Consider the following 17,731-nt stretch of genomic DNA (forward strand, 5'->3'; position numbering starts at 1 on the left):
CCCTTCGTGTCCATTCGTGGTTTCCCTCCGTTGAACGCCGCGGGTCGCGCTCAGTCGCGGTAGATCGCGATCTCGAACGACCCGTCCGCGCGCATCACCCCGCGAAACATCCCCTCCGTGTTAAACGGCATCGCCACGTTGCCCCGCCGGTCGAGCGCGATGATTCCGCCCGTGCCGCCGAGTTCCTTCAACTTCTTCATCACGACGAGGTCCGCGGCCTCGGCGAGTTTCAGGCCCTTGTATTCCATGAGCGCCGCGACGTCGTAAGCCACCACGCCCCGGATGAAAAACTCGCCGTGCCCCGTGCCCGAGACGCCGCACGTGCGATTGTCCGCGAACGTGCCCGCGCCGACGATGGGCGAATCGCCCACGCGGCCGAATTTCTTGTTCACCATGCCGCCCGTCGAGGTGCCCGCGGCGAGGTTGCCGCGCCCATCAAGCGCGACCGCGCCCACCGTGCCCGCGCGCTCGGCGGGCGTGAGCATCTCGAACTCCGACCGCGGCTTCTCGCGGTCCTTCTGTTTTTGTGAGCGCAGAATGCGCTCAAGCTGCTGCCGGCGCTGGTCGGTGATGAAATAGTCCGGCGGCATCATCGTCACGCCGTGCTGTTTGCCGAAGATTTCCGCGCCCTCGCCGGTCATCAGCACGTGCGGCGACTTGTCCATCACGAGGCGCGCGAGGACGATCGGGTTCTTCGGATGCTTCACCGCGGCGACCGCGCCGGCGCGGCGGGTCGCGCCGTCCATGATCGAGGCGTCCATTTCCACCGTGCCCTCGGCGGTGAGCACCGCGCCCTTGCCGGCGTTGTGCAAGGGCGAATCTTCGAGCACTTGGATGGCCGCGACGACGGCGTCGAGCGCCGCGCCGCCGGCCTTGAGAACGGCGTGTCCCGCGCGGAGCGAGGCCTCGAGCGCGGCGCGATGGCCCTTCTCCTTGTCCGCGGTCATCTCCGCGCGCGGGATGGCGCCCGCGCCGCCGTGGATGACGAGCGTGATCGGCGCGGCGGGTTCGGCTGCGGATGCGGCGTGGCTCATAAGCAGGGCGGCGGTGACGGCGAGGAGGGCGAACGAGGTGTTCATGGCGAGGAGTTCGCGCGGGTTTCGGAGTGCTGACGCGCAACGATTGTCCTGCCCGTGGCGAAGTCAAACAAATCTTCGCGGCCAACCGCGTCGCGGGGCGGCGGCTTTCCGCTTCTCGCCCCGCACGCGGCCTTCGTATGCTCGCGGCATGGACTTGGCAGGCAACCTGGCTTCGATCCGCGCGCGCATCGCGTCGGCGTGCGAGCGCGCCGGGCGCGATCCCGCCGCGGTCCAGCTCGTCGCCGTGAGCAAGGGCCAGCCGCCGGCGGTCGTCCACGAAGCCGCGGCGCTCGGCCTTGCCATCTTCGGCGAGAATCGCGTGCAGGAGGCGAAGGCAAAAATCCCCCAGTGCCCCGGGCGCCTGCGGTGGCACATGATCGGACATCTCCAATCCAACAAGGCGCGCGATGCCGTGGACCTGTTCGAGATGATTCACAGCGTGGACTCGCTTGGACTCGCGGAAGAATTGAACCGGCGCGCCGACGCCGCGGCGAGGCGGCTGCCCATCCTGTTGGAGGTGAACATCGCCGCGGAGGCGGGCAAGCACGGCCTCACCCCGGACGCCGCGCTCGCAAACCTCGACGCGATCAATGCCCTGCCACGGCTTGAAGTTCACGGCTTGATGACGATGGCGCCGTGGACGCCCGACGCCGGGAAAGTGCGCCGGGTGTTCCGCCGGCTGCGCGAGATGCGGATCGAATGCGAGCAAAGGCTCGGCGCGCCTCTGCCGCACCTGAGCATGGGGATGACGAGTGACTTCGAGGTCGCCGTCGAGGAAGGCGCGACGCTGGTGCGCATCGGCACCGCGCTCTTCGGCGCGAGGGCGCGTCCCGGGTAGCCGCCGCTTGGCCGGCGCCGGCGCTGGGATTCCCCGCGCCATCTCGACATTGGAATGTCGAGCCTCTACCGTCGCCGCGCCTTGCAGTGAACCCGCACAACGCAACGACCCACTGAATCCAGCATGAGCGTCCTCATCGTCGGCACCACCGCCCTCGACTCCATCAAGACTCCGAAAGCCGAGAACCCGCGCCTGCTCGGCGGCTCGGCCAGCCACGCGTCGGTCGCGGCGAGCTTCTTCTCGCCGGTGCGGCTCACGGGCATCGTGGGCGAGGATTTCCCGGAAAAATATGTCCGGCTCTATCGCAAGCACGGCATCGACCTCGCGGGATTGGAGCGCGCGCCCGGCAAGACGTTTCACTGGGCGGGCGAATACGAGGTGAACATGAACAACCGGCGCACGCTCGCGACGGAACTCGGCGTGATCACCGGGTTTTCGCCCAAGCTGCCCGCCGGCCACGACCAGACACCGTTCGTGCTGCTTGCGAATTTCGCGCCCGCCCTCCAGTTGCGCGTCATCGAGCAGGTGCGCCGGCCGAAGTTCCTCGTCGCCGACACGATGGACCTCTGGCTGGACATCGCGCTGAAGGACCTGCTGAAGGTGCTGCGCAAGGTGGACGCGCTCGTGCTCAACGACAGCGAGGCCCGCCAGCTCGCAGGCGAGGACAACGTGATCGCCGCGGCGAAGCGCATCCACAAGCTCGGGCCGCGATTCGTGATCGTGAAGAAGGGCGAGCACGGCTCGATCCTGAGCGGGCCGGGCGGGTTCTTCGTGGCGCCGGCGTATCCGTTGCACCGCGTGGTGGACCCCACGGGCGCGGGCGATTCGTTCGTCGGCGGCGTGATGGGCTACCTCGCGAGCCGGCGCGGGCCCGTGGAGGCGAACCTTCGGCGAGCGATGCTTTACGGCGCGGTCGTGGCGTCGTTCTGCTGCGAGGGCTTCGGCCTGAACCGCACCACGCGCGTGACCCGCGCGCAAATCGAGTCGCGCTTCCTCGAACTGGCGGGACTGGCGAGGATTTAGGTGACGGAAACCCTGCCGTTTGACTTCGCGACAGGAAGGCCGGGAATGCCCGCGGTCGGCCCAACGCCCGGCACTCAGGAAGACGCCTCTTCGACGAAGGCGGGACGATCCTCGGCGCGGGTCCGGTCCGGCAGGGCCGGTTCCGTGTGCAGGTGCCCGGCGGGACAACACGCAACCCACCGCAAGCCGGTGAGCGGTCAGTGGTTGAAGATGAACTCGAGCGAGTTCTGCAAGCTCCACGCGAGATCCTCGGCGCCCTGCCGGCGTGAGGGCGAGTCCTTGAGGAACTGCATCGCGATGGCCCGCTCGGACCCGGTTGGCGGGCGGCTGAACCACGTGAAGTAGAGTTCATCCACGAGCGCCGCGTCGTCGCGGATCGTTCGCACGAGCCGGGCCACGGTGCCGGATTCGTGGGAGAGTTTGCGGTGGATGTCCGGCGAGTTGAGCAGATGCAGCACCTGCGCGATGCTCGCCTCCGTGTTGCGGTCGCACTCGCACGCGCTCATGCGCGACGGCCGGCCGAAGAGTTTCAGGAAGTAGTTCTGCACCTGGCTGTCCCACAACTGCACCGCGCGGACGCCGGGCGCGACGCCTTCAAATTTCTCCCCGACACCGGTCGTCTGGCTCACGGCGTCGAACAGCACTTCCGCGGGCAGCCGCTTGAAGAGCGCGCGCGAGTAGTTCTGCTCGTCGCGTTCGTTGGTCGCGTTGGGTTTCGACGAGAGCTGATACGTCCGGGACGCGGTCAGCGTGCGGATGATCTTCTTGAAGTCGAAGCTCGCGCCCTGCACGTCGCGGGCGAGCGCGTCGAGCAACTCCGGGTTGCTCGCCGGATTGGTCGCCCGCACGTCATCCACGGGTTCGACGAGACCGCGGCCGAAAAAGTGCGCGACGAGGCGGTTGGCGAGGTTGCGCGCGAACCACGGGTTGTCGGACGAGGTAAACCAGTCCGAGAGCACGCGGCGCCGGTCGCCCTCGGGCGCCTTGCCGGGCATCGTCGCCCCGAGCGCGTAAGGGTGGATGGGCTCGCCTGTGCGCGGGTGCCGCGCCTGCGGGTTGCCCTCCGCGAGGAGCGCGTCGCCGAGCGCGCCCTTGCGCACGCTGACTTGCGTGAAGAACGCGGCCATCCCCTGGTAATCAGCCTGGCTCCAGCGGTCGTAGGGATGATGGTGGCACTCGGCGCACGCGATGCGCACGCCGAGGAAGCTCTGCGAAATCGAGTTGGCCATGTCCCCGGGTTTGGTGGCGACCTTGTAGAAGTGCCCGGCGGGCGCGTCGTCGAGCGGCCCCTCGGCGGTGAGCAACTCGCGCGCGACGCGGTCGAGCGGTTTGTTTGCCGCGAGCGAATCGCGGATCCACTTGAAGTAGGCGTAAGCCTCGCGCGGCTGGAGTTTGAGGCGGTCAACCTGCAGCACGTCGGCCCACTTGAGCGCCCAGTAGTCGGCGAACTCGGGCCGGTCGAGCAACGCCTCCACGAGTCGCGCGCGTTTGTCGGTCCGGGCGTCGGCGAGGAACCGGCGGGCTTCCGCCGGCGTCGGCAAGGTGCCGATCACGTCGAGGTAGACGCGTCGCAGGAATTCCGGGTCGTCCGCAAGGCCCGAGGGCAGGACGTTCAGTTTCTTCAGTTGCGCGTCCACAAGCGCGTCGATGAAGTTGACCTGCGGCGGCGCGGTGAATTCCTTCAACGCCGTGCCGCGCGGCACCATCGCGCGGAAGACGTCCACCTCCTCGCCGAAGCGCGCCATGACCGCGGCCTGCCCCGGAATCGAGCCCGTGGTCAGTTGCCCGTCGTCGTCCACTCTCACAAGGCCTTCGTTGTTCGAGTGGAAGAGCGCGAGCCGCGTGACGTCCTTCGTCGAGCCGTCGCTGTAGTTGGCCGTGACGCGAAGCTGCTGCGTCGCGCCCATGCCGAGCACGCGCTCCCGCGGCGCGATCTCGATGCGCGCGACACGCGGGGCATCCGCGCGGCCAAACGGCGCACCCGCGGCAATCCAGTCGCGGATGAGTTGAAACTCCGACGTGCCCTGCGCGATGCGCCCGCCGCCGCCGTGCGGGACGATGCCCGCGGCCTTGAGCAGGAACAGACTCGTGTCCGGCGCGGCCGGTGACACGCGGCGGCCGCGTCCTTCGCGAACCAGCGCGGCGTGATCGCCCTTCGGGTCGAAACCGAACACGGAAAGCTTGAAGCCGTTCTGCCCCTCCGCCTTGCCGTGGCAACCGGACGAATTGCATCCGTAGCGCGACAGTAACGGCTCGATGTCGTTGACGAAGTGAAACTCGCGCGCCGGGGACGCGCCCGAGGCAGTCGCCGGGTCCAGACACACGCGCGCGCAAAGGGCGAGGGCGACCAGGGCAGGCGCGAACTTGGTCATGGATTGGATTCGTGGCGCCGGTAGTTCGAACAAGGGCGCGCGCCGATGTGTCAGACGCAACCACGCGCCGGCGGCTTCAGAGTGAAGGCAGTGGCGCGAATCGCGCCGGCCAATCCGCGTGAGGGTTTTCGCAAGCGACGTCAAGCCCGACGAGGAGCACTGGCGCCTTGGGTTCGCTGTGTGAGCCGGCAGGCGCAGGGCTCGTTGGAATGCAAAACAGCCGCCCGGGCGGGCGGCTGTTCGCGGTTGAAGTCGTTTGAAATGCTGCGCGCCTATTTCTTCTCGGCCACGCCGAGTTCTTTCAACTTGGCGGCGACGTCCGCTCCGTGCTGGGCCGCCTTTACCGAACGATCCACGTGCAGGATTTTTCCGTCCTTGCCGATGTAGAACGTCACGCGGCCGGGGCCCCGGCCCTGATCGTTGATGAGCCCGTAAGCCTTCGCGGTGTCCTTGGACGCGTCGCTGAGGATCGGGTAATCCAGCCCGAGCGATTGCGCAAAGGCCTTGTTGCCCTTCTCGCCGTCCATCGCGTCGCAGCTCGCGGTGAAGTAGGCCACGTCGAACTTCCGGATGGCATCGCCGCTCTCACGGAGCGACTTGCATTCGGCCGTTCAGCCACCGGTGAAGGCTTTCGGGAACCACGCCACCACAACGGCCTTCTTGCCCTTGAAGTCGGCGAGCTTGTAAGTCTTGCCATCACTGCCGGGCAGGCTGAAGTCCGGCGCGACGTCGCCGGCCTTGAGATCAGCCGCGGCGGTGTCGGTCATGCCCGCGGCCAAGGCAGCCGCGCACAGGGAGGAGAGGAGGAGTTTCATGTTGGGATTCTGACGGATGATTCCCCGGGTCGCTTCATTGCTCCGGGCGGGCGGGCGAGTTGTTGCAGGGCGGCTCCGGTGCGTCAAGGCCGAAGCCTGCCGGCGAGAAGTTGCCTGTTGACTTCGCCGTGGCTGAACACAAGATGTCCGCATCGTCGAAGAACCCCGACGATTCCAATGCCCAGAACGAACGGCATCTTCAAGACAGGCTGTGTGTCGCCGCGATTTGCCCGCGAGCGATTCGCACGCTCCTTGACTGCCCGCTCAACCCACCGCGCCGCGGCCGGCGCGATGCTTCGCCAGCCCCACGCACTCCCATGATGATGCCACGCCCCGCCCGCACGCCCGACACCTCACCCCTCCAGCGTCCGCCCTGTTCGCCGTGACCGCGGCTCCCTTGCCGAACCGAAACTTTGAACTGAATTCCACGGCCGTTCCCCGTGAACGCCGTCGAGTGATAAATCGTTGACCACCCCGACCCGTTTCTGACGAACTCCCCGCTCCCTGAAAAGGGACCCAACCCGACCGATGCCCCGACCCGCCCGAAAAACCGAAGCCCCGACCCCGCGCGCCGCCGCCGCCAAATACGACGCGCATCACAAGGTGCTCACGCAAACCTACGGCGCCCTCGCCGACCTGCGCCGCGAGCTTTCCGACAGCCGGACCGCGGTGGCGGAACGCAGCCAGTTGCTGCAGATCTTCTCGACCTGCGGCGACTCGCAGCGCGCGTGGCTGTTGCTCGAGGATTATTTCGAGAAGCTCTCGCTCTCGCGCCGCGACTTTATCGGCGACGACTGGTGGCCCCGGCTGCTGGCGGCCAGCGGCGCGCTGCGACTCGAGGAACTCGCGCACCTCTTCCTCCGCGCCAAGCGCTCGCTGCCGAACGAGCTCGCGCCCCACGCCAACTTCGACCGCTTCGCGGAAGCCGAGCAGGTCGAGCAGGACAAGGAACTCATCGCACGCCTCGAACGCTGGGTGTTCCCGCCCGCGCCCGAGCATCTGGATGGTCCGCGAGCGGCGTTGCGCGTGGTTTGCAAGCCGGAGTTCGCGCCCGACTGCGCGCACCTGCGCCGCTTCGCCGTGGAATTCCACCTGTTCCGCCCGCGCACCGGCGAAAGGGAGAAGTCCATCCCCGAACTGGCCGAGCTGGTCACGCGCGCGACGCACGAGCAGGAACTCTTCTCGCCCGCCGACTGGGAATTCATCCAGTGGCTCGCCGAGACCTACAAGGACCGCGGCGACGAACCGATGTCACTCGTCGGGCTCGAATTGCTCCAGTGGCTTGCGCGCTGGGGACACGAGCCGCGGCTCGAGGTGCCGAATGAACCCGCGCACTTTGCATTTCACGGGCAGATGGCCGAGCTCAAGCCGCATCTGCAAAACGGCGACGCCGAGCTCGCCTTCACCCACCGGCTCGCGATGCCCGATGGCACGTTCACTCCGATGCGCGAAGTCCGCTTCTTTGCCGGCAGGCCCGCGCTCGCGCTGGTCGGCAGCACTTTTTATCTGCTGCGCAACGCGCCCGCCGCCGATTTGTTCGAATCGTGGGTTGCCAAGGCCGCGCTGCCCGTGCGGCAACTGAGCCACCGGTTCCTGATGAACCTCCGCCGCACGCAGTCGAGCAACGGCGTCGACTGGGACCAGCTTTGCACCGCGCACACCGCGGTGCCGCATTTTGTCTTCGAGCTCGCCGACGAAAACGTGCGCCTGCGCCTGCTCGCCGTGAGCGAGCGCGACGCCACCACCTGGCACTGGACGGGCCACGAGTGGCAGCTCGACAAGCCCGGCGCGAAGTCCAACGGCAAGCCGGAAATCCTCGACGACCCGCGCCTCGAACCCGCGACCGCGTGGTTGCGCAAGCTGGACTGGTTCACGCCCGAGCCCGGCTTGTGGGTCGGCGACGCGAACGAGAATTTCCTCGGCCAGCTCGCGAACGCCTGGCCGCACCGGCCCGACGGCGTCGAATTCCTCGGCAATCCCGCCTTCCAGCGGCTCTTCCTCCAGCCGCGAACGCTCAAGCCGATGATCATCGTCAAGGGCAGCGGCATCGACTGGTTCAGCGTCTCCGCCGAGTGGGAGCAGGAAGGCATGAAGCTCTCGAAGGCCGACCTCGAACGACTCGCCGCGGCGACGGGCCGCTTCGTGAAGCTGCCCGACAGCGGGTGGGTCGAACTGGACACCGCGGCGGTGCAGGGCGCGCACGAGGCGCTGGCCGACCTCGGCCTCGAAACCCTCAGCCCGCTCGCGCAGAAGGTCCCGCTCGAAACCGCCGCCCGGCTGGACGGCTCCGCGCTCGACAAGCTCGGCGAGACCGACGCCGCCCTCGCCTTGCGGGAGAAGCTCGCGAACTTCAAGGGCATCGAATCCACCGAACTGCCCGCCCGCATCTACGCCGAGTTGCGCCCCTACCAGAAGGAGGGCTTCGACTTCCTCTGCCACCTCACGCGCCTGCGCATGGGCGGCATCCTCGCCGACGACATGGGCCTGGGCAAAACGCTGCAAACCCTCTCGTGGCTCGCGTGGCTTTACGAGCAGCACCCGAAAAAACCCAAGCCCGCGCTGGTCATCTGCCCCGCGTCCGTATTGCACAACTGGAAGCGCGAGGCCGAGCGCTTCACGCCGCACCTCAAGGTCCTCGTGCTCCAGAGCGGCGCCGCGCGGCACAACCTCCGCAAGCAGATTCCCGAGCACGACATCATCGTCACCAACTACGCGCTGCTGCGGCGCGACCTCGAGGAGTTGCAGAAGTTCCCCTTCCGCGTCGTCGTGCTCGACGAGGCGCAGTTCATCAAGAACCCCGCCGCGCAGATCACGCAGTCCGTCAAGCAGCTCAAGGCCGACCAGCGCCTCGCCCTCACCGGCACGCCGCTCGAAAACAAGCTGCTCGACCTGTGGAGCATCGTGGACTTCGTCGAGCCCGATTACCTCGGCGACGAGGAACACTTCCACGCCACCTACGAGCCGAAGGGCGAGGGCGAGGAGGCCATCAGCGCGACGCGCATCGCCCGGCGCCGGCTTTCCGCGCGGCTGCGTCCGCTGCTGCTGCGCCGCATGAAGAAACAGGTCGCCAAGGACCTGCCCGACCGCATCGAGCAGCGCCGCGATTGCGAGCTCAACGAGGGCCAGCGCAAACTCTACCTCGCCGAACTGCGCCGCAGCCGCGAGCAGGTCATGCGCACCGTCGCCGAGAAGGGCATCGGGCGGAGCAAGATTCACGTCCTCGCCGCGCTCACGCGACTCCGGCAGATCTGCTGCCACCCGACGCTTGTCGGCAACGACTCCGCGAGCGGCAAGACCGAGACGCTCTTCGAACTGCTCGAGCCGCTGATCGAGGAAGGGCAGAAGGTGCTCGTCTTCTCGCAGTTCGTTCAGATGCTGAAACTGCTCGAGGTCGAATGCAAACAACGCGGCATCGGCACGCACCTGCTCTCGGGCGAGACCAAGGGCCGGCAGGACGTCGTGCAGGCGTTTCAGGACGACCCGAATCCCGCGGTGTTTCTGCTCTCGCTCCGCGCCGCGGGCACGGGGCTCAACCTGACCACCGCGAGCTACGTGGTGCTTTACGACCCCTGGTGGAATCCCGCCGTCGAGGCGCAGGCCATCGACCGCTCGCATCGCATCGGACAGACCCGCGCCGTCAACGCCTACCGCCTCATCGCGCCTGGCACCGTCGAGGAAAAAATCTGGGACCTCCAGCAGCGCAAGGCGCAGACCATCGCCGATGTGCTCGGCGAGGAAGGCTTCGCCAAGAGCCTCACGCAAACCGACCTCGAATACCTGTTCAGCGACTGACCGGGGCGGGGTCGGCGCAGCCGTCGGGAAGCGCGGACAGCCTCACAGGATTCCGTATTTGCGGAACACCTCGCCCATCGGCACGCCACGCGCCAGTTCCTCGCGGGCGATGTTCTCGCCGGAGACTTTGTCCAGTGCGCGCCGGATGGTCTCGTCCGCGGCTTCAGCCGGGATGATGACCACGCCGTCCTCGTCGCCGAGCACGAAGTCCCCCGCCCGCGCGCGCACGCCCGCGATGGTGACGGGTTCGCCGATCGCCACGACATCGAGCCGGCCCTTGCTGTCCGCGGGATGCAAGCCGAGGCCGAACACGGGGAAGCCCAGCTCGCGGATCTTCCACATGTCGCGCGCGGCGGCGGTCATCACCACGCCGCGCACGCCCTTGGCCATGCACGCCGTGGTGAGCAGTTCGCCCCAGAACGCGCTGCCGCAATCGTCGCCCGCGTCCACCACGAACACGTCACCCGCGCGCATCGCATCCACGGCGGCAATCTCCAGCTTGTAAGGCTCGGCGGGGATTTCAGTGACGGCTTTCGCTCGTGCGGGAAAGACGCGTCCGGCGACGTGGCGCGCGGGCGTGAGCGGCCGCACCTGGCCGCCGAGCGACTGATGCCGGAAGCCAAGCGCATCGAGCACATCGCACACGACGCCGGTGTAAAGGCGTGAAAGCTGGTCAATCTGTCCGGCGGGGCTCATGGCGCGCGCGAGCCTACCCGCGCCGGAGCGAACCTCAAGGTTCAAAGCTCGCCGGCTTCACATCGCGTCCCGCCCGTGCCCGAACGGGCGGAGAGCCGCGCCTTCACCGCTCCGTTTCCTTCTTGCGGCCCGCGAGCACGCGGCTCGTGGGCGTGTAGTTCGCGATGAACTCGCGGCGGAATTCCGCAAACGTCCCGGCCGCGAGGTGCGCGCGCATGTCGGCCATCAGCTTCAGGAACATGTGGCTGTTGTGGATGCTCACGAGCCGCAGGCCGAGGATTTCATTCACGTTCAGCAGGTGCCGCACGTAAGCGCGGGTGGAGTCGCGGCACGCGAAGCACTCGCACCCCGCCTCGATCGGCCCGAAGTCCGCCTTCACCGCGCCGCCCTTGATGCTGAAGGTGCCGCGCCGCGTGAAGGCCGTGCCGTTGCGCGCCACGCGCGTCGGCAGCACGCAGTCGAACATGTCCACGCCGCGCGCCACCAGCTCGACGAGTTGCGCCGGCGTGCCCACGCCCATCACGTAGCGCGCCTTGTCCGCGGGCAGGAACGGCTCCGCCAGCTCGACGGCGCGGAACATCTCGTGCTCCGGCTCGCCGACGCTGACGCCGCCGATGGCGTGGCCGTCGAAGTCCAGCGACACGATGGCCTTCGCGCAGTGCTCGCGCAGTTCCGCGCTGCTGCCGCCCTGCACGATGCCGAAGACGTTTTGTCCATCCGCGCGCGGCTGTTCGCGGCATTCCTTCGCCCAGCGGATCGTCCGCTCGACGGCGAGCCGCTGCTCCTTCGCGGGCGCGTCGTGCGGCGGGCACTCGTCGAACGTCATCGCGATGTCCGAGCCGAGCGCCCGCTGGATTTCCATCGCCTCCTTCGGGCCGAGGAAGAGCGGCGAGCCGTCAATGTGCGAGCGGAACTCGACGCCGTGCTCGCGCACCTTGCGAATCCTGGCGAGGCTGAAGACTTGGAAGCCGCCGCTGTCGGTGAGGATCGGCAGCGGCCAGTTCATGAAGCGGTGCAGACCGCCCGCGGCGCGGAGGATGTCGAGTCCGGGCCGCAGGTTCAGGTGGTAAGTGTTGCCGAGGATGATCTGCGTGCCCATCTCGCGCAGTTCGCGCGGGTCGAGCGCCTTCACGCTGGCTTGCGTGCCGACGGGCATGAAGACCGGCGTGTCCACGTCGCCGTGCGCGGTGCGCAGCCGGCCGAGACGGGCCTTGGTGTGCGGGTCGGTGCGGAGCAGCTCGAACACGCGCGAGATTGAGCCACGAACGACGCGACGGGCAAAGGGGAAATCGGCCTTGCTCCGGCGGCGCGGCGTTGGTTTGGTTGCGGAAAACCCATTTCGCGCATGAAAACTCCACTGTGCTCTCTCGCCCTCGGCATCACGTTCGCGGCCAGCGCCGCCGCGCAGCAACCCGCTGCCGCGCCGAAGACCATTTTCAAGGCCGGCTTCGCCGAGCGCGACATCACGCCGGACATCGGCATGGAGGCGCCCGGCGGCTACGGCAAGTCGTATCACCGCACGTTCCACGACCCGTGCAAGGTCCGCGCGGCGGTGTTCGACGACGGCAGGATGCGCGTCGCGCTCGTCGGCCTCGACATCCTGTTCATCACGCGCCACCTCACGACCGAGGTGCGCGCGGAGATCGCGACGCGCACGGGCATCCGCCCCGAGTGCGTGCTGCTCGGCGCGTCGCACTCGCATTCGTCCGGCCCGATCGGCATGGCGGAGCCCGGAGACTTCGACAAGGCGTCGCCGTTCGTGCGCGAGCTTTACTTCGAAAAGTCCACGACTTCGGACCCCGGCTACACGCAGTGGCTCAAACGGCAGATCGTCGAGGCGGTCGCCACCGCGGACGCCGCGCGCGGTGATGCGCGGCTCGCGGTGGGCTTCGGCCACGAGGACAAGGTCGCCTTCAACCGCCGCCTCCGCATGAAGAACGGGCTGAGCTTCTCGCATCCCGGCGCCGGCAACCCGGACATCATCGGCTACGCGGGACCGACGGACCCGCAGGTGGGCGTCATCGGCGTGTGGGATGCGCGCACGAACCTGCTCGGCGTGGTGGTGAATTATTCGTGCCACGCCACGACGAACCCCGGCGGCATCTCCGCCAACTGGATGTGGTCGCTCGAACAGACCCTTCGCGGCGCGACCGGCAACGCCGCGCTGCCCGTGGTCTTCCTGCAAGGCGCGTGCGGCGACGTGACGCAGGTGGACAACCTGACCACGTTCCAAAACCCCGGCGCGGAGGAGTGGTGCCAGATCGTCGGCGGACGCGTCGGCGCGGAGGCGTTCAAGACGCTGCTGCTCATCCGCCGGGGCGCGAGCGCGAACATCCCGCTCGATGTGCGGCACAAAGTCTGGACCATGAAGCGCCGGCTGCCGTCGCCCGAAAAGGTGCAGAAGTCGCTCGAACTCGTGAAGCAGGAGCCTGCGAAAGTCGGCGCGACGGAGTGGACCTTCGCGAAGGAGATCGTGATGCTCGACGCCATTGCGCGGGCGCGGCCCGCGGTGGAGGTGGAGGTGCAGGCGATCCAGGTCGGCCCGGCGGTGTTCGTGTCGAACCCGGCGGAGTATTTCGTGCAGTTCGGCCTCGACATCAAGAAGGGCAGCAAGTTCCCGTTCACGTTCCCCGTCGAGCTCGCGAACGGCTGCGTGGGCTACGTGCCGACCGAGGAGGCGTTCGGCCCGAACGGCGGCGGCTACGAGACGCGGCTCACGAGCTACAGCAACCTGCACATCGGCGCGGGCCGCGAGCTCGCCGACACGGGCATCGCGCTGGCCAACCAGATGACGCCCGGCCCGATTCCGCAACCGCCGCCCGCACCGCCCTTCCGCGCGCCGTGGAGTTACGGAAACCTCCCGCCCGAGGTGAAGTAATCGCGCCGCGCGGCGTCGGAAGAATGCCGGTTGATTCGCCGGGGACATCCGATACAGTCGGGTTGAAGCGAATGACCACACAAGACGCAGGAGCCCTTCGCCCGCGCGCAAGCGCCGGGTTCACCTTGATTGAATTGCTCGTCGTCATCGCGATCATCGGGATTCTCGCCAGTTTGCTGCTGCCGGCGCTGGCGAGTGCGAAGTCCAAGGCGAAGGGAATCCAGTGCCTCAACAATCACCGCCAAGTGTTGTTGGCGATGAAACTCTACACGGACGAAAACGACGGGACGATCGTCCCGCTGTGGCGCGGCCCGTTGTTGCCGACCGACCTGCCGGCAAGCCAGCGGCTCGTGCCCAATCCAAATGTGATCTGGTGGACCGACATTCTCCGCAGTTACCTCACGTCCAACCCGAAATCCTTCGACTGCACGGCGCTCAAACAACCCGCGATCCAGGCGGCAGGGGGGTCCGCCAGCCCGACCAACATGCTCGGCGTGGCACTGAATCACTTCGAGATTGCGCGCACGTTCGCGTTCCCGCCGTTTCAGGGACAAACCGTGGTCCCGCTCCCGTATCGCGAAGTCGAAGTCACCGATCCGCCCGGCACCGTTGCGTCATCCGACTCCGCGCAGATCAGCAACCCCGCTGCGCCCAACCCGGACGACTGGCTCGAAATCCCGGGACGCGCCGCGGTTTACTTCCGCCCGCCGTCGGATGGGAACTACGCCTCGATTGAACCGACTCGTGCCGTGGCGCGCCACAACCGCAGGCTGCCGGCGGGGTTCATGGACGCCCACGCTGAAATCCTCAAGCCCAGCGAACTTGGGTTTCAATTCCCCGCCTCGGACTCGCGGGCGAAATGGAACCGCCGGTGAGCGCCACGCAACTTCGAGCCCCGATGAGAGCCTTGTTCGCCGTCGCCCTCGCTTTGGTTGCTTGCCAATTCACGGGCTGTTCCCGCGAGAGCCAGCCTTCGCCGTCCGTGACACCGTCCGTGACGCCCGCGCCGCAACCCGCCGTAACCCCCGCCCCGGCGCCCGCACCACCGACCGCAAGCCCCGTGGGCGTAACCGTCGCGCCGCCGCCCGGCGCTCCCGAGGCAAGCGTGGCCGAATTGAACCGCGCCCTCGAACTGTGGATTTTCCAACGGAACAATCCGCCGAAGGACCTCAACGACCTCGTGACCGCCGGTTACCTCAAGCGACTGCCCAGCCCACCGGCAGGCAAGCGATTCGTCTTCGACACGCGATCGATGACGGTGCAGGTGGCGGACAAGTAGCGCGAGGCGCAGAAGCGGAGAACACCCGCACTTCCGTCGTTGAACTCCCGCAGGCGCATGGCATAGTCTGCGCTCGTGGCCCGGAAGGACGCCCCTGAGCAGCAATCTCCCAAGCGACGCACGGGGGAATCGATCGGAGTCATCCTCGCCATCCTCGCGGTGCTGCTCTTCTTCGCGATCTACTCCTACGACAAGGCCGACATCGCGTTCAACAACACCAAAGTCAACCAACCCGAGCGCAACCTGGTCGGCTCCGCCGGCGCGCACGTCGCGTTTGGCACGTTCTTCGCCATGGGCGCGGCGGCCTACCTCCTGCCGCTTGTCCTGCTCGCGTTCGCGTGGACGTGCTTCTCCGATTCGTTCATGTTTCTCCGGCGCAAATGGGCGTGGTCGCTCGTGCTGCTCTTCTCCTTCGCGTGCCTGCTGGACCTCTACACCGACCGCGCGATCGTCTCGCTGCTTGCAAAGGAGCCGCGGCTGGGAGACGCCGGATTTTTCGAGCGGCTCTCCCACAATATCAACGCCCCGAGCAGCGGCGGCATCGTGGGCCTCGTGCTCAACGACGCCATCTTCCGCCGGTGCGGCGCGGTGGGCGCGACGATCATCTTCTGCTCGCTCTACTTCGCAAGCCTCCTGTTCCTGACCGACTTTCAAGTGGTGGACTGGTTCCGCGACTGGCGCGCGCGCAAGGCCGCGGAAGCCAACGAACTCGGGCTGATGGATTCGCTCCGCGACCGCCGGCTTGCCGAGTTGAAACTCGAGCGCCAGAAACTTGAACGCGAACTCGAACGCCAGCGCCGCGCCGAGGCCGAGGCGCACGCGAACACATCCGTCGGCCTCGCCTCCGCGCCGTTCGGCGAGGAGAAGCCCGCGCTAGGCGCCGACCTCCAGCCCGTGCCCGAGCCGGAAGTCCGCGACTTGAGCGTGCCCGTCCCGAGGCCCGACGAGCCGGCGCCCAAGCCCGAACCGGGGAACGCCGACAAACCCGCCGCCGAAAAATCCCCACGCGCCAAGTCCCGGAAGTCCGCAGACGTGACCGCCGAGACTCCCGCCGCGCCGCCAAAGTCCACCGAACCGGTCCAGCCCGCCGCCGTTCCCGCGAGCGAAGTCAAGCCGCCCGCGACCGTTGCGGAAATCCTCGGCCTCAAGCCCGACGGCGCGGCCCCGAAGCCCGCCGCCGGGATCTCCCCCGCGCTTCCCGCGAGCGCCGAACCCATCGCGCTTGCAGCCGCAACGCCCGCGGCAGCGGAGGAATCCGCGCCGGCCGCCCCGGTCCCCGCGAAAATCAGGCAGTCTCCAGCTTCCCGCAAACCGCGGCCGATGACCGTGGCCTCGACCCCGCAGATCACCGGTTACCAGTTGCCTTCGCTCGACTTGCTCAACCTGCCCGACACGGCAATCAAGCCCACCGAGTCGCGCGAGGAACTCATGGCCAACGCGCGCCTGATGCAGCAGACGCTCGCACAGTTCGGCATCGAGGTTGCGCTCGGCGACATCACCAAGGGCCCGACCATCACGCGCTACGAACTGCACCCGTCGCCGGGCGTGAAGCTCGAGAAAATCACCGCGCTCTCCAACAACATCGCCGCCGCGCTCAAGGCCGAGCGCATCCACATCCTTGCGCCCGTGCCCGGCAAATCCTCCGTCGGCATCGAGGTGCCCAACGCGATCAAGACCAAGGTCATCATGCGCGACCTGCTCGAGGCCGAGGACTGGAACCACAGCAAGGCGCGCGTGCCGCTCGCGCTCGGCAAGGACGTTTACGGGCATCCGATCATCGCCGACCTTTCCGACATGCCCCACCTGCTCATCGCGGGCAGCACCGGCTCGGGCAAGTCCGTCTGCATCAATTCCATCGTCGCCTCGCTGCTCTACAAGTTCCCGCCCAACGAGCTGCGATTCGTGATGATCGATCCGAAGGTCGTCGAGCTTCAGCAATACAACGCCCTCCCGCACCTCGTCGTCCCGGTCGTCACCGACCCGAAGAAAGTCATCCTCGCGCTCCGATGGGTCGTGAGCGAGATGGAGAAACGCTACCAGATTTTCGCACGCGTCGGCGTGCGGAACATCAAGTCCTTCAACGACCGGCCCAAGAACAAGCCACTGCCGCCGCGCGAGCCCGAGCTGCCCTTGATGGCGAAGAAGGAGAAAATCGAGCCCGGCTCCGACGGCTTCGCGGTCGAGGTGGACGAGGACATCGTGGTGCCCGAGGACGAGGACATCGTCATCCCCGACAAGCTCAGCTACATCGTGGTGATCATCGACGAACTCGCCGACCTGATGCTCGTCGCGCCCGCCGAGGTCGAGATGGCCATCGCGCGCATCACGCAGATGGCGCGAGCCGCGGGCATCCACTGCATCGTCGCCACGCAACGCCCGTCCGTGGATGTCATCACCGGCGTCATCAAGGCCAACATCCCCGCGCGCATCGCGTTCCAGGTGGCCAGCCGCGTGGACTCGCGCACCATTCTCGACGCGATGGGCGCCGACAAACTCCTCGGCAAGGGCGACATGCTCTACCTGCCGCCCGGCTCGGCGAAGCTCATCCGCGCCCAGGGCGCGCTCGTCACCGACAAGGAAATCGAGAGCATCGTCCAGTTCATCTCCCGGCAGGGCAAGCCGAGCTACGAGATGGAAATCCACCAGCAGCTCTCGCAACCCGCCGGATTCGGCGCGGAAGAAGGCGGCTGCGGCGAACCCGAGGAAGTCATCCAACAGTGCATCGAAGTCATCCGCAGCGAGCAAAAGGCCAGCGTCTCGCTGCTCCAGCGCCGGCTCCGCCTCGGCTACGGACGCGCCGCGCGCATCATGGACGAGCTCGAAGGCCGCGGCATCGTCGGCCCGAGCAAAGGCGCCGAACCCCGCGACATCCTCATCGACCTCGACGGCGAAGGCCACGACGGCAACGGCCAGCAGGCCGTCTGACGTTCGTTCAAACTGCTCGCACCGCAATCCGTCG

The 17,731-nt window shown here is 67.5% G+C and carries 12 protein-coding genes; 7 read left to right on the forward strand and 5 right to left on the reverse strand.

Annotated features, from left to right (window positions below; translation table 11 throughout):
- Nucleotides 1-50: 50 nt before the first annotated feature.
- The gene (locus tag FJ386_01140) at nucleotides 51-1,079 is read right to left on the reverse strand and encodes an isoaspartyl peptidase/L-asparaginase (protein MBM3875312.1); all 1,029 of its coding nucleotides are present in this window, start codon (nucleotides 1,077-1,079) and stop codon (nucleotides 51-53) included.
- A 148-nt stretch (nucleotides 1,080-1,227) separates the two neighbouring features.
- Here FJ386_01140 and FJ386_01145 point away from each other — a divergent pair, with 148 nt between their 5' ends.
- The gene (locus FJ386_01145) at nucleotides 1,228-1,917 is read left to right on the forward strand and encodes a YggS family pyridoxal phosphate-dependent enzyme (protein MBM3875313.1); all 690 of its coding nucleotides are present in this window, start codon (nucleotides 1,228-1,230) and stop codon (nucleotides 1,915-1,917) included.
- A 123-nt stretch (nucleotides 1,918-2,040) separates the two neighbouring features.
- On the forward strand, nucleotides 2,041-2,940 hold the full coding sequence (locus FJ386_01150; GenBank protein MBM3875314.1) for a sugar kinase: 900 nt from the start codon (nucleotides 2,041-2,043) through the stop codon (nucleotides 2,938-2,940).
- A 197-nt stretch (nucleotides 2,941-3,137) separates the two neighbouring features.
- Here the strand turns inward: FJ386_01150 and FJ386_01155 are convergent, their stop codons facing one another.
- Both FJ386_01155 and FJ386_01160 read right to left on the reverse strand, forming a co-directional pair.
- Complete coding sequence (locus FJ386_01155; protein MBM3875315.1) at nucleotides 3,138-5,312, reverse strand: DUF1549 domain-containing protein; 2,175 nt, start codon at nucleotides 5,310-5,312, stop codon at nucleotides 3,138-3,140.
- A gap of 272 nt (nucleotides 5,313-5,584) precedes the next feature.
- Complete coding sequence (locus FJ386_01160) at nucleotides 5,585-6,127, reverse strand: peroxiredoxin (GenBank protein ID MBM3875316.1); 543 nt, start codon at nucleotides 6,125-6,127, stop codon at nucleotides 5,585-5,587.
- 528 nt (nucleotides 6,128-6,655) lie between these two features.
- Here FJ386_01160 and FJ386_01165 point away from each other — a divergent pair.
- The gene (locus FJ386_01165; GenBank protein MBM3875317.1) at nucleotides 6,656-9,919 is read left to right on the forward strand and encodes a DEAD/DEAH box helicase; all 3,264 of its coding nucleotides are present in this window, start codon (nucleotides 6,656-6,658) and stop codon (nucleotides 9,917-9,919) included.
- A 42-nt stretch (nucleotides 9,920-9,961) separates the two neighbouring features.
- Here FJ386_01165 and FJ386_01170 read toward each other — a convergent pair whose 3' ends face one another.
- Both FJ386_01170 and tgt read right to left on the reverse strand, forming a co-directional pair.
- On the reverse strand, nucleotides 9,962-10,615 hold the full coding sequence (locus tag FJ386_01170) for an RraA family protein (protein MBM3875318.1): 654 nt from the start codon (nucleotides 10,613-10,615) through the stop codon (nucleotides 9,962-9,964).
- A gap of 103 nt (nucleotides 10,616-10,718) precedes the next feature.
- Nucleotides 10,719-11,861: a tRNA guanosine(34) transglycosylase Tgt gene (tgt, locus tag FJ386_01175; protein MBM3875319.1), complete on the reverse strand. Its 1,143-nt coding sequence runs from the start codon at nucleotides 11,859-11,861 to the stop codon at nucleotides 10,719-10,721.
- A gap of 99 nt (nucleotides 11,862-11,960) precedes the next feature.
- On the opposite strand from tgt, the gene FJ386_01180 reads away from it, so the two are divergent.
- The 4 genes from FJ386_01180 (at nucleotide 11,961) to FJ386_01195 (ending at nucleotide 17,697) form a co-directional block, all read left to right on the forward strand.
- A complete protein-coding gene (locus tag FJ386_01180) occupies nucleotides 11,961-13,493 on the forward strand; it encodes a hypothetical protein (protein ID MBM3875320.1) in 1,533 nt (510 codons plus the stop codon).
- A 71-nt stretch (nucleotides 13,494-13,564) separates the two neighbouring features.
- On the forward strand, nucleotides 13,565-14,368 hold the full coding sequence (locus tag FJ386_01185; GenBank protein ID MBM3875321.1) for a type II secretion system protein: 804 nt from the start codon (nucleotides 13,565-13,567) through the stop codon (nucleotides 14,366-14,368).
- A gap of 185 nt (nucleotides 14,369-14,553) precedes the next feature.
- Nucleotides 14,554-14,772: a hypothetical protein gene (locus tag FJ386_01190; GenBank protein ID MBM3875322.1), complete on the forward strand. Its 219-nt coding sequence runs from the start codon at nucleotides 14,554-14,556 to the stop codon at nucleotides 14,770-14,772.
- Nucleotides 14,773-14,847: 75 nt separating this feature from the next.
- Nucleotides 14,848-17,697 (forward strand): DNA translocase FtsK, encoded by a 2,850-nt coding sequence (locus FJ386_01195; protein MBM3875323.1) that lies wholly within the window; start codon nucleotides 14,848-14,850, stop codon nucleotides 17,695-17,697.
- Nucleotides 17,698-17,731 lie beyond the last annotated feature (34 nt).

This window comes from Verrucomicrobiota bacterium (assembly GCA_016871675.1).
In the GTDB taxonomy this organism is placed as follows: Bacteria; Verrucomicrobiota; Verrucomicrobiia; order Limisphaerales; family VHCN01; genus VHCN01.

Excerpts from the sequence above, each read along its gene's own strand:
- FJ386_01140 (MBM3875312.1), bottom strand. The coding sequence starts at position 1,079 with ATGAACACCTCGTTCGCCCTCCTCGCCGTCACCGCCGCCCTGCTTATG.
- FJ386_01145 (MBM3875313.1), top strand. The coding sequence starts at position 1,228 with ATGGACTTGGCAGGCAACCTGGCTTCGATCCGCGCGCGCATCGCGTCG.
- FJ386_01150 (MBM3875314.1), top strand. The coding sequence starts at position 2,041 with ATGAGCGTCCTCATCGTCGGCACCACCGCCCTCGACTCCATCAAGACT.
- FJ386_01155 (MBM3875315.1), bottom strand. The coding sequence starts at position 5,312 with ATGACCAAGTTCGCGCCTGCCCTGGTCGCCCTCGCCCTTTGCGCGCGC.
- FJ386_01165 (MBM3875317.1), top strand. The coding sequence starts at position 6,656 with ATGCCCCGACCCGCCCGAAAAACCGAAGCCCCGACCCCGCGCGCCGCC.
- FJ386_01170 (MBM3875318.1), bottom strand. The coding sequence starts at position 10,615 with ATGAGCCCCGCCGGACAGATTGACCAGCTTTCACGCCTTTACACCGGC.
- FJ386_01180 (MBM3875320.1), top strand. The coding sequence starts at position 11,961 with ATGAAAACTCCACTGTGCTCTCTCGCCCTCGGCATCACGTTCGCGGCC.
- FJ386_01185 (MBM3875321.1), top strand. The coding sequence starts at position 13,565 with ATGACCACACAAGACGCAGGAGCCCTTCGCCCGCGCGCAAGCGCCGGG.